Here is a 12,321-nt window from a genome sequence, read left to right as displayed (position 1 = left end):
CGAAAGTTTACAAATTAAATTTGCTGATGAGCACTGTTAATTGTTCTGCCATTTGAGACAGAGATTGTGCGGAAACAGCAATTTCTTTCATTGAAGCCAGCTGTTCTTCAGTAGATGCAGCCACTTCTTCAGATGTAGCTGCATTTCCTTTAGCAAGGATCGCTATTTCACCCGCTGTACGAGCCACTTCTTCAACGGCTGCTGAAATTTGCTGAGCAACCGCAGCGACTTCTTCTACTTGCGGAGTCGTTTCATTCATACTGCTTAGAATTTGTTCGAACTTTTGAATAGCTGTTTGTGAAATTGTTAGTCCTTCTTCAACTTTGTTTGTTACTTGCTCCATTGTATGTACAGATTCCTGGGTATCTTGTTGAATAGCTTGAATAAGCTCAGAAATTTGAGACGCGGACGCTTGTGATTGTTCTGCTAGCTTTCTTACTTCCGCTGCCACAACAGAAAACCCTTTTCCATGTTCCCCAGCTCGTGCCGCTTCGATTGCAGCATTTAAGGCTAGTAAATTTGTTTGAGCAGCGATACCGCTGATTACTTCTAAAATTGTTCCAACTTCTTTTGAACGTTGAAACAAAGTACGAATAGTTGTATTAGATAGCTCGACGGATTGAGAAATGGATTCCATTTGTTCCACCGTTTCTCTCACAGCTTTTCCGCCTTCTACAGCTTCAGATGTCTTGTGACTTGATAGCTGAGAAACGGTTTCTGTACGCTGAGCAATCGTATAAACTCCTTGTACAATCTCATCTAAAGAAGCTGCATTTTGGTCAATAACAGCCGTTTGCTTTTCAGCACTAGAAGCCACTTCTTGAATCACAACTGATACTTGTTCAGTCGCAGCGCTCGTTTGTTGTGAGCTGGCCGTGAGTTCTTCTGAAGAAGCAGCGACTTGTTCTGTACTCATTTCAACATTTTGAATTAATGTGCGAAGATTGTTTTGCATCTGACTAAAAGCATACCCTAATTCACCGATTTCATCCTTTGAATTGACGGTAATCGCTGTTGTCAGATCTCCTTCACTGACGCGCAGAGCCTGATTCTTAAGCTGTTTGAGCGGTTTAATGATTGATTGCAACACCACAAAAATGGTAAGACTCCCGATTATCAGACAAACTATGATAATGAATAGCGTTTTGGAGAATATAGGCTGTGCTGCTTCACTCACTTCTGATGAATACATAGTACCTGCAACTTTCCAGTTCGTTGTTTTATTTGTGGTAAAAACCATCTTTTTTTCATCACCGTTAAAGGTATATTCAAAAGATCCGGAACTCTTTGCATAAAGTTGGTCAAAAAGAGATTGTGTAGCTTTTGTACCTGCTTTTTCTGTAGGATGAACAATATATTTTCTTTCTCCATCTAAAAGAAATGGATATCCTTTTTCTCCAATTTTCACTTTATTGACAGCTTTATTGATGCGGCTTATATCTAAATTTAAAGCAATAACTCCGGTACCATCCGCAGTTGTTTTTGCTACAGTAATAACTGTCTGCCCTGTAGAGGCTGATGGATAAGGTTCAGTGACAACTGTTTTTCCTTTGTTTTGCATGGCTAGCTTGTACCAATCTCGTTTTCTGGGATCATAGCCTGCTTGTGTCACTTTTTTAGGCGATTGAATAAACTTCCCCTGCTGATTTCCTGTAAAAATGCTGATGGCTTCTGGATGAAGAGAAGCATATAAGTTAAAGTCTTTTCTTAAAGTAGCCATATCTTTTTCATTGTAGCGCTCGTTATTCACCACGGACGCAAAAAACTCTACATCATGAATTTTTGGTTCAATGGTATCGTCAATTACTGAATTAATGGACTGTACATTTTGCTGTGCTGTGTTGATAATTTCATTTTCAATTTCATGTTTCGCTGTTATGTAAGCTGATACACCTATCATAACAGATGGCACTAATAAGATCGCTGCAAATGCTAGCACCAGTTTTGTCTTAAAGTTATTAAGGGACCTTTTTTTTCTTACTCTCTCCATGCTATGTAGCCTCTCTCTCTCTCTGTAGTTAAAAGTGATCGTGCACTTCCTTTCTATCGGCAAGACTTCATATTCCTTTAGTCATCGAGTGTATACATAATTAACAATGGGTGTGAAAAGATAAGAGTATGATAAAAAAAGTAGGTGATTTTAATGGAAGAAAGTAAAAACAGCAAGTCTTTTTCAATGTTTGAAAAAGAAAAGGTTCAGCGCGGAGAAGAAAAAGATATTTTTAATATCTATAAAGAAGGAGTCAAAATTGCAGAAGTAAGAGGAACGGATCCTCAAACTCAGCAGGTTATTCCTATGCATGACTTAAATGATTACGAAGAAAATAAGCTTCACGAATATATTGCTCATTTAGACCATACAACGTAAAAATGCTAAAACAAGAGTCCGCTCTTGTTTTAGTCTTTAGAATCATAAAAAACATGTTCAAAATGCAGCGTGTTTTTTTGTATGTACAGTAGTCCAAACGAAAATTGCTTTTCACGCCGCTTGTCAGTAGCGGAACCTGGATTAAACAACGTAATATCACCAATTTGTTTATGAACAGGAATGTGAGAATGACCAAAATTACTGCGTCCACTTCTTGATGTTCAAATGCCCCGAGCGCACGTTTTTCAGTCGTTTTTCCTTTGCCATGACCGTGGGTTATACCAATAGTAACATCATCAAACGGAAGAAGTAATGAATATGGAAGTACTTGCTGAAGCTCTTCACTGTCTACATTTCCAATCACGCCGTGTACAGGAGCAAAAACGCGCAGTTCATTGTATACATCTATCGTTTGAAAATCCCCAGTATGAATAATAGCATCAGCTGTTTTCAGTTCGGCTAGGAGTCTTTTTGGAAAATGTTTCGCTCTCTTTGGAATATGAGTGTCACCTAAAATAACAATCTTCATTCATCATACGCTCCTTTTTCGTTCATTTATGGTGTAGTGTAGCGTATTACGTTGGAATGAAGCAACCCTACAAAAAACTTCAGGCAAAAAATTTCTCTTTTTCGTTTAAGTTTGCGAAAATACTTTACATACTAAGTTACAGAATGGAGTTTTCGAAATGGAAGTAAAAATTAACCGAAATGCAGCGAAAGTGTTAAAAAATGCATTGGCTAGCCCAGAAGGTCAAGGAAAAATGATTCGTGTATATGTGACCATAGATCACGGTGATCACGCACATTACGATTGGAAATTCGATACACCGACTGAACATGATGAAATCGTAAAAACGGATAAAGATATCGATATTATTTTAGATAAACGCGAGAAATTTTTAGAAGGCGTATGGATTCAATATTTCCATGTTCCAGAGCCTGAATTTGTGATTAGCAGCCTTCATCACGCGCATCACCATCATTAATACAAAAAAACACACCTGTTTTATAGGTGTGTTTTTTCGTTTGTGCGACAAGCAAAAATTTTATTGATGAGAAGAAGAGATAAAATTTTGTTGAAGCAATAAAAATGAGCTATAGTGGAATTACGGATGAAAGAAAAGAGGTTAGCGTATGAAAGTAAGTGTGTTAGTAAGGTCTATTTTAGTTGTTATTTTATATAATTTATTCGTTCTGTACATCGGATGGAACGCTTGGGTGTGGCTTCACACAATGTTTGAAGTGGAGAATAAATGGATTCTTACAGTGATCGTTGTGTTTTTTGCTTATTCCTTTATCATCAGCCGTGCGTTTCAACAAGTCAGCATATTTAAAATTATGGGATCGTACTGGTTAGGATTTATTCAATATTCGGTTCTTTTGCTTCCTATAAGTAATCTAGCCGTATATATTCTCACTCTTCTAGGCGCTTCGCTTTCTACAGCTATCGACTCAATCGGATTTTTCATAATTGCGGCTTTTTTACTCATTTTTGCTTACGGTACGTATAATGCTTACAGTCCTGTGGTAAGGAAATACACGATTTCGCTTGCTAAAAAGACGAATCGGAAAAACCTTCGCATTGCCGTAGCATCTGATATGCACTTTGGCACATTGTCCGGCAAAAAACATTTGCAGCGGTTAATCACTCATGTACAAAAGATACAGCCGGATCTTATTTTACTCCCTGGAGATATTATTGACGATGATCCCCAAGTATTCTTTAAAAAAGAAATGGATTATATGATGAAACAGCTTAAAGCGCCTTTAGGCACATATGGAATTTTGGGAAACCATGAGTATTACGGCGGGAAGATCCCTCAGTTTGTGGAAAGAATGAAAGAAATGAACATTCCTATTTTAATGGATGAAGTGTTAAACATAGGTGATAGCTTGTATTTAATAGGAAGAAAAGACAAGACGGATAAAAACCGAGACAGCTTTTTCGATTTAGCGAGTGAAACGGATCGTTCTCTTCCGGTCATTGCAATGGATCATCAGCCGCTTGCTTTAAAAGAAGCTGAACAAGCGGGAGTAGATTTGCTTTTGTGCGGCCATACTCACAGAGGGCAAATGGCACCTAATCATTTGATTACAAAGCGGTTATTTGAAATTGATTGGGGCTACAAGCAAAATAATCAACTACACACCATTGTCTCTTCAGGGTTTGGCTTTTGGGGCCCTCCGCTTCGAATTGGAAGCAGATCAGAAATTATTCAAATTGATATTTCATTTACAAAATAGAGAAAGCCTTAAAGCTTTCTCTATTTTAATGTACGCAGTAACTTTGGAAGCTCTGCATAAATAGCGACTACTTCATCTACTTTCATTCGAACGAGCCCGCTTGAAGACGGGGCAACAAAGTCCATTATTCCTGATACCATCGATTCTTCTTGTTTGCCCCACTTTACTTGCTTACGTCTGCTGTACTGTTGATAGACACCTTTTCCAACAAAACAAACGATTTTAGGCGTATATGTAGCTATTTTTTTCTTTAAGATTTCTCTGCCTTCTGCATATTCTTCTTTTGTAATCTCATCAGCTGCCTTTGTAGGACGCTCTACAATATTTGTTAAACCGTATCCTAGCTGCAGCAGCGAGTGATCTTCCTCCGGATGGTATTTACGATCTGTCAAACCTGCTTTATGAAGAATTGTCCAGAAACGATTGGTTGGATTAGCAAAATGATGCCCCGTTTCACCGGAACGGATGCTTGGATTAAAACCTACAAATAAAATATCTAAGTTAGGTTGTATATGATCAAAAATAGAATTCATAATGATACGCTCCTCACAATGTAAAAAGAAAACATCCAAATTGGATGTTTTCTTTTTACTATACCCTATTAAATACGAACTACGCGTCCGTTGAAATGAGCTTTCCAGTAGCCGCTGCTCATGTTTGCGATTGCAACACCCGTTGAGCTTTGAGCACCGATGAACTTGCCGCCTCCTACATAAATACCAACGTGGCCATCTTTTTTATATGTATCGAAGAAAACAAGATCTCCAGGCTGCATTTGACTAGAAGACACTTGTGTTCCAGCATGTTTTAACGTTTCTGTACTTACAGATCCAAGAGGCCCAAGGTTAATGCCTACTTGAGCATATGCCCAGTGTACAAATGACGAGCAGTCAAATAAACCGTGGTTAATATCAGAGTGGCTGCGTCCTCCGCCAAATACATAAGCAGAGTTTCCAATCCAGCGGTTTCCTACCGTTACGACGTTGCTAGCTTTTGGAGCCGGAGCGCTTGTCGGTGCAACATCATTGCTGCTTGCTTTTGGCGCTGCTTCCTTAGCAGAAGACGAATCCGCTTTTTCAGCTGGTACAGCCGCTGCTTTTTGAGCTTGTTCGGCTGCTTTCTTAGCTGCCTCTTTAGCCGCTTGTTCAGCTGCTTTTCTTGCTGCTTCTTCCGCAGCTTTTTGGTCTTTAATATTTTGTTCAAGCGTAGACTGTTCATTTGCAAGAGAGCTGTCTTTTGCTTGTAGAGAAGCTTTTAATTCTTCATTTTTTGCTTCTTTATCTTTTAGTTCTTTTGCCAATGTATCTTTTTGTTTCTTTTGAGCTGCTAGCTGAACAGTCATTTCATCCAGTTCTGCTTTCATGTCTTCTAAGCTAGCTAGCTTAGATTTAACATCTGCTTGTTTTGTTTTTAATTCATCTTGCATATTTTTTGTTTCTTTTAAAATATCACGGTCTGCATCTACAATAGTGGAAACAGCTAGCGCGCGGTCTACAAAATCACTGAAGCTTGAAGAACCAAGTAAAACTTGTAAGTACTCTACATTACCGCCGCTTTCTTGCAGGGAACGTGCACGATCTTTTAAAATATCATTTCGCTTTTCAAGTTTTTCTTGAAGCAGCTTAATTTCTTTTTCAAGCTGGTCCACTTGTTTAGACGTTTCTTTAATATCTACTTCTGTTTTTTGGGCTTTTTTATTATTTTCTTCTTCTGCTAATGTTAATCGCTCAAGCTGTGCTTTCATTTGATCTTGTTCTGCTTGAAGGCGTGTCAATTCATCAGAAGCTGCTTTGATGTTAGATTGCACATCTTGGCGCTGATTTTGAATTTGAGATTTCTGTGATTCCATATCCTGAATGGTAGAGGCATAGGCTGGAGTTGATAAAACTCCTCCCAGACCTAATAAAACCGTTGTGTTAAGTAAAAGCATTTTCTTTTTCAATATGAATTCCTCCACTTTCTCGCTCTGTTAAACTAGTAATTTCTAATTATGTATCAATATGTATAAAAGTCTGACAATTTATGTAAAGTTAACTGTATTTGTCGATAAATAGCTAAATCTGCTAATGAAAATCTACGAAAATTATACCACGATAAACGTTGATAAAAAGAATAACAATATTACAATTGTATTTCAGTAATGTAACATTTAACGCTTGCATGTACATTCACCTTTTTCTACTGTTTTTACAATATTTGAAAATGATTTTCTAAAATAGTAACAAATCTATTTTTATTTCCCGTTCGAAGGTGTTTAAAAAGAGGTTGATAGGCAGTTAATAAACAATATTCGACAAGATGTGGATGAAGTCATACAAAAAACCTTCTCGCTGTGAGGCGAGAAGGTTTTTTTAATCACGCTGCTGATAATAATGTTCTAAAGCTACAATTGCGCTTCCCATTCTTTCTTGATCAGGAATAACAATACGGCCTACTCCTTCTTCTCTTAAAGCAGCAGCGGTTACTTTTCCAACGGCCACAGCTACTACAGAGCTTTCAAAGAGTTCTCGAATATGATCAGCTTGCCCATATTCTCTTGCAAACGAAAATAAAAAGCGGGCCTGCGGAGCGCTTGTGAAATTGACTGCGTCGATTTTTCCGCTTATTAATTCGTTTATAAGCTGTTCCATCACTTCTGCTTGTGGAGGAATATGCTGATACGGTAAAACCTCTTTAAACTGGGCTTTTTGATTTGAAAGAAAGTCAATCAACTTTGGTGCAGGGTCTCCGTGAAGCTGAAGCGCTACATGTTTTCCTTCAAAAGAAAACGAATGAAGGGCCCTGACTAGTCCTGCTGTACTTCCATCATCATCTCGAACGGTTGGAGTAATTCCAAGCTTTTTTAACATATTTACAGTTTTATACCCGCGTGCAGCAATATTGGCTGCTTGTAAAGAAGAAAGGAATTCGTCAGCTAGCCCTAGCTTATCTGCCGTTTTATAAAGAATTTCTGTGCCGACGCCTGTCGTAAAAATAAACCAATCATAATTTCCTTTTACAAGTTCTTTAATGTCTGCTTCTAAATGTGTGTCATCTAAAAAGATGGTTCCTTGTGCAGGTCGTACAAGCGGAGTCCCGCCAAGATTTTCAACAATTTTGCTGATTTCTTCTACTTTACGCTGACCTACCAATGCGACTGTTTTACCTTCTAATCGTTTCAATGGTCTACCTCCATTTTTCTATGTCTGCTACTTAAATGATCCTCCATAACCGAGCTTTTCAGAAATCACGATCGCCGCTTCTGTTACTTTTTGAATAATGAACGGCAGTCTGTCCCCTTGAAATCTCGCTTCAATTCCCGCTACGCTAATGCCTGCAACAACTTCATTTTGATGATTTAAAATTGGCGCACTCACGGATGTTGTAAAGTTTTCTAATTCAGAGGTGCTAATTGTATACCCTTTTTCTTTTGCTTCTTTTAATGCATTTCTTAGCTTCTTTTTATCTGTAATGGTTCCAATACCTATTGGAGTTAGCTCCGTTTGATTAATATATTCCTCTTGTTCTTTTTCAGGTAAATGGGCCAAGATAATGCGTGAACAGGCTCCTGCATAAAGAGGTGAACGCCTTCCAATTGATGTATAGAGACGCACTGGATGAAGCGTATCTACTTTTTCAATATACATAGCTTCATTCCCGTCTCGTACAATTAAATTAACCGCTTCTTCTACGTCGTCTCGGAGCGTTTCCATTACAGGCCTCGCAATACTTCTAATATCTAAACGATTAGCCACTAGCTGGCCAAATTGTAAGAATAAAAGTCCAAGCGAGTAGTAACCTTGCGCATCTTTTGTTAAAAAGCCCATCTCTTCAAGCGAGCCAATCATTCGATGCAAAGAGGTTTTGGGAACGCCTGAATATTCCATCATTTCTGTGAAAGTCAGTTTAGGGTACTTGATAAAAAGCGTGAGAATCTGCATGGATTTAACGACTGTTTTATTGTTAGCTTGCATGAAACCTTCTCCCTTATTTATGCGAATACATGTATTTGATAGACGTATAGCTTACTAGCTAATGATATATTCTTTTATTATACATGAAGAAAAAAAGGAAAGCACTCCCTTACAAGAGCACTTTCCTTTCTTATACCATTTCTAGTTCTTTAATTGAAATAGGATTACTTTCTAGAAATTTGGTTGTAAAATCCCCTTCCTTAAACGAAGGATGATCCAGTAATTCTAAATGAAAAGGAATGGTTGTATGAATACCTATAATGATAAATTCTTTAAGCGCACGTTTCATTCGTTGAATCGCTTCATGTCGATCTTTCCCTGTTACAATCAATTTCGCTACCATTGAATCATAAAATGGAGAAATTTCATAGCCTGGGTAAACGGCGCTGTCTACACGAACCCCGTAGCCGCCAGGAGGTAAATACATCTCGACTTTTCCAGGAGAAGGCATAAAGTTTTTAGCCGGATTTTCTGCATTGATTCGGCACTCAATTGCCCATCCTTTTAACTGAACATCTCGCTGAGCAAATGATAGCGGGTAACCTGCTGCCACCGAAATTTGTTCTTTAATTAAATCAATGTTTGTTACAAGTTCTGTAACGGGGTGTTCAACTTGAATCCGTGTGTTCATTTCCATAAAGTAAAAATGTCCGTGCTTATCTAACAGAAACTCAACCGTTCCGACACCTGTATAATCGACTGCTTTAGCTGCCGAGACTGCCGCTTTGCCCATTTTAGCACGAAGGTTTTCATCTACCACAGGAGACGGAGCTTCTTCTACTAATTTTTGATGACGTCGTTGAATCGAACAATCTCGTTCACCTAAATGAACCACATTCCCTTCTTCATCAGCAATAATTTGAATTTCGATGTGTTTCGGTTCTTCTAAATACTTTTCAAGGTATACTCCGCCGTTTCCAAAGGCTGTTTCTGCTTCATGCTGAGCTTGACGAATCGCTTTTTCTAACTCTTCTTCGCTATGAGCTAGCCGCATTCCTTTTCCACCGCCGCCCGCTGTGGCTTTTACGATGATTGGATAGCCTATTTCTCGTGCTACTGGGATAGCGGTGCTGCTATCTTCAATCAGTCCTTCCGTTCCAGGTACAATAGGCACGCCGGCTTGCTTCATTGTATCTCTTGCTACAGCTTTTGCTCCCATTTTACGGATGGCTTCCGCTTTTGGACCAATAAAGGTGATGTTATAGGATTCACACATCTCAGCAAAATCAGCATTTTCAGCTAAAAATCCGTAGCCGGGATGAACAGCGTCTGCCTTGGTTACTTGCGCTACGGTAAGCAGATTACGAATATTTAAGTAGCTTTCTTTAGAAGGTGTTTTACCAATACAAAATGACTCATCTGCTAGCTTCACGTGAAGTGCATCTTTGTCTGCTTCTGAATAAACTGCCACGGTTGCAATTCCTATTTCTTTACAAGCCCGAATAATACGAACTGCAATCTCGCCGCGGTTTGCGATTAAGACCTTTTTGAACATAATGACTCCTCCTGACAGTATGTATACTTTAGTATGATTTTACGGTAAATAGAGGCTGTCCAAACTCAACAACATCTCCGTCTTTCACAAGAATTTCAAGCACTTCTCCTTCAATTCCTGCATCTACTTCGTTAAAAAGCTTCATCGCTTCAATCACACATACAACATCTTCACGTTCAATTGTTTGTCCTACTTGAATAAAGGGATCGGCGTCTGCTTCTGGCTTGGAGTAAAACGTTCCGACCATTGGTGATAAAATTTGCTTTTCATTGTTTTCTGCTGAGTTTACAGACATAGAATCTTGAGGCACTTGCTCAGTGGCAACGGCTTTTACTTCCTCGGTTTTTACTTCTGTAACAGCTGTGTCCTCTAAAGGAATTCCTGCTTTATCAATGACAACTTTTGTCCCTTCATGTTCAATATGGAGCTTTTGAATACCAGATTCATTCATTAATGAAACAACTTCTTGCAATTCACGTACGTTTATCATCTATTGTCACTCCCGTTTTTGTTATTTAATTGAGGCAAGGTTAATAGCAATCTTCAATTCTTGAAGCAGCTGTTCTTTTTCTAAATAGATTTTTTCTGCTTCATGAAGCGAAATGTGAGAAAAGTAAATGGACTCTCCAGGCTTCACTTGAGCTAAAAGTGGTAAATCCGCTGTAATTACTTGAGCGATTTTAGGATATCCTCCCGTAGTTTGACGGTCTGCTAACAGGATAATGGGATTTCCATCTGGTGGAACTTGAACAGAACCTTGTGAAACAGCTTCAGACAATAACTCTTTTTTTTCTTGAAGCTGAAGAGAAGGTCCGTCCATTCGATAGCCCATTCGATCTGATTGATTCGATACTTTAAAAGGCTCTTGAGTAAAATGACTTTTGCTTTCAGCTGTAAATAGATCAAATTGACTGCCATTAATAACACGGACCGCTGGTTTCTTTGTGAAATGAACAAATTCCTTATAATTTACGGACCATGAAGAAGTATATACCCCGTTTATTAGTTCATTGGAAAGAAAAGCAGGCTTCGAAGCAGCTGGAACAGATAGGGGTAAAACATCATCTGTTTGTAAGGCTCTTCCTTTGTAGCCACCAATTTCGCCTCTCAAATACGTGCTTTTACTATTCAATACTTCATCAATGGCAAATCCCCCGGCTACAGATAGATAGGAACGACACCCGGTTTTACAAGGACCAAATGATAAAATGCTTCCTTTTGGAATAAATAAAGGTTTCCACATTGGGACTGGCTTTCCGTTGATCGAAGGAGTTAAATCTCCTCCGGTAATCGCCACTAAACAATCACTTTCTATTTCAAGGGTAGGCCCCACTAGAGTAACTTCAAGTCCCGCTTCTTTTTCATCGTTACCAACTAGTAAATTAGCAATTCGGAGAGAATAAGAATCCATTGCACCGCTTACAATCACACCGTGCTGTTGAAATCCTCTTCTTCCTAAATCTTGAATGCTCGTTAATAACCCGGCTTTACTGACTCGTATACTCATTTTCCCCCCTCCTTTGCCTGTATTTCTTGATACTCTTCTTTAGAGATAGGCTCGAATTTCACAATATCCCCAGCTTGCAGCAAACTGGGCGGATTTTGTTGTGGTAAAAACAGTTTAATAGGCGTTTGGCCAATTAATTGCCATCCTCCTGGAGTGGAAATAGGATACACTCCTGTTTGCATTCCCGCAATACCAACCGAGCCGGCAGGAATAGAGGTGCGAGGAGACGACCGGCGAGGTGTAGCAATCTTTTCAGACAATCCTCCGAGAAATGGGAATCCAGGAGCAAACCCAATCATGTACGCTAAGTATTCGCCTTCAGAATGAATACTAATTACCTCTTCAGTTGTTAAGTTATGGTGACGAGCGACATATTCAAGGTCAGGTCCATACTCTCTTCCGTAGCAAACTGGAATGGAAACCGTACGATGAGCTAACTCTTTTTCTGTCTGTTCGTTCTCTAGTTTACTTTGAACGATAGAAGACACTACTTCAAAAGGAGAAACAAATTCCTTCTTCTGCTTTTTTCTCACAGCTGCTACAACTTCAAGAGGGTTATAGAAGATTGTAAGATTCGTAAATGCCGGCACGCATTCAATAAACCCAGGGAAAGGATTTAATTCTATGGAATCTTTACACGTTTTGATTTGTTTATGAATATCGTACTGAATACTGTCTCCAAACGTTATAACAAGCGCTGAGTCGCCAAGCGGAGAAATTACAGCCGATGCTTTTGTTACGGTTTGATTCATAT

The 12,321-nt window shown here is 38.9% G+C and carries 12 protein-coding genes and 1 pseudogene; 3 read left to right on the top strand and 10 right to left on the bottom strand.

Features of this window, described 5'->3' with window-relative positions:
• Positions 1 to 7: 7 nt before the first annotated feature.
• Positions 8 to 1,990, bottom strand: coding sequence for a methyl-accepting chemotaxis protein (locus tag M3225_RS11695; protein ID WP_251393573.1), 1,983 nt, complete (start codon positions 1,988 to 1,990; stop codon positions 8 to 10).
• A gap of 153 nt (positions 1,991 to 2,143) precedes the next feature.
• On the opposite strand from M3225_RS11695, the gene M3225_RS11690 reads away from it, so the two are divergent.
• Positions 2,144 to 2,368, top strand: coding sequence for a hypothetical protein (locus M3225_RS11690; protein WP_140456823.1), 225 nt, complete (start codon positions 2,144 to 2,146; stop codon positions 2,366 to 2,368).
• 29 nt (positions 2,369 to 2,397) lie between these two features.
• Here the strand turns inward: M3225_RS11690 and M3225_RS11685 are convergent.
• Positions 2,398 to 2,897, bottom strand: a pseudogene (locus tag M3225_RS11685) (metallophosphoesterase family protein).
• Between the two features lie 157 nt (positions 2,898 to 3,054).
• Here M3225_RS11685 and M3225_RS11680 point away from each other — a divergent pair.
• Positions 3,055 to 3,354, top strand: a complete 300-nt coding sequence (locus M3225_RS11680; RefSeq protein ID WP_013057177.1) for a hypothetical protein — start codon at positions 3,055 to 3,057, stop codon at positions 3,352 to 3,354.
• Between the two features lie 148 nt (positions 3,355 to 3,502).
• Positions 3,503 to 4,612: a metallophosphoesterase gene (locus M3225_RS11675; protein WP_251393572.1), complete on the top strand. Its 1,110-nt coding sequence runs from the start codon at positions 3,503 to 3,505 to the stop codon at positions 4,610 to 4,612.
• Between the two features lie 20 nt (positions 4,613 to 4,632).
• On the opposite strand, the gene mug is transcribed toward M3225_RS11675, so the two are convergent.
• From mug to pxpB, 8 genes are all read right to left on the bottom strand, one after another.
• On the bottom strand, positions 4,633 to 5,145 hold the full coding sequence (gene mug, locus M3225_RS11670) for a G/U mismatch-specific DNA glycosylase (protein ID WP_251393571.1): 513 nt from the start codon (positions 5,143 to 5,145) through the stop codon (positions 4,633 to 4,635).
• 68 nt (positions 5,146 to 5,213) lie between these two features.
• Entirely contained in the window at positions 5,214 to 6,554 is a 1,341-nt protein-coding gene (locus M3225_RS11665; RefSeq protein ID WP_251393570.1) for a coiled-coil domain-containing protein, read from the bottom strand.
• A gap of 409 nt (positions 6,555 to 6,963) precedes the next feature.
• Positions 6,964 to 7,773, bottom strand: coding sequence for a uroporphyrinogen-III synthase (locus M3225_RS11660; protein WP_251393569.1), 810 nt, complete (start codon positions 7,771 to 7,773; stop codon positions 6,964 to 6,966).
• 27 nt (positions 7,774 to 7,800) lie between these two features.
• Positions 7,801 to 8,565: an IclR family transcriptional regulator gene (locus M3225_RS11655; RefSeq protein ID WP_251393568.1), complete on the bottom strand. Its 765-nt coding sequence runs from the start codon at positions 8,563 to 8,565 to the stop codon at positions 7,801 to 7,803.
• A 130-nt stretch (positions 8,566 to 8,695) separates the two neighbouring features.
• Positions 8,696 to 10,060, bottom strand: a complete 1,365-nt coding sequence (accC, locus tag M3225_RS11650) for an acetyl-CoA carboxylase biotin carboxylase subunit (RefSeq protein WP_251393567.1) — start codon at positions 10,058 to 10,060, stop codon at positions 8,696 to 8,698.
• 28 nt (positions 10,061 to 10,088) lie between these two features.
• Complete coding sequence (accB, locus tag M3225_RS11645) at positions 10,089 to 10,550, bottom strand: acetyl-CoA carboxylase biotin carboxyl carrier protein (RefSeq protein WP_251393566.1); 462 nt, start codon at positions 10,548 to 10,550, stop codon at positions 10,089 to 10,091.
• A gap of 21 nt (positions 10,551 to 10,571) precedes the next feature.
• Positions 10,572 to 11,567 (bottom strand): 5-oxoprolinase subunit C family protein, encoded by a 996-nt coding sequence (locus M3225_RS11640; protein ID WP_251393565.1) that lies wholly within the window; start codon positions 11,565 to 11,567, stop codon positions 10,572 to 10,574.
• On the bottom strand, positions 11,564 to 12,319 hold the full coding sequence (pxpB, locus tag M3225_RS11635) for a 5-oxoprolinase subunit PxpB (RefSeq protein ID WP_251393564.1): 756 nt from the start codon (positions 12,317 to 12,319) through the stop codon (positions 11,564 to 11,566). The genes M3225_RS11640 and pxpB overlap by 4 nt, the downstream gene beginning before the upstream one ends.
• Positions 12,320 to 12,321 lie beyond the last annotated feature (2 nt).

This window comes from Priestia aryabhattai (genome assembly GCF_023715685.1).
Classification (GTDB): Bacteria; Bacillota; Bacilli; order Bacillales; family Bacillaceae_H; genus Priestia; species Priestia aryabhattai_B.
Note: the sequence above shows the minus strand (reverse complement) of the source record. Positions and strands in the feature narration are given on the sequence as shown.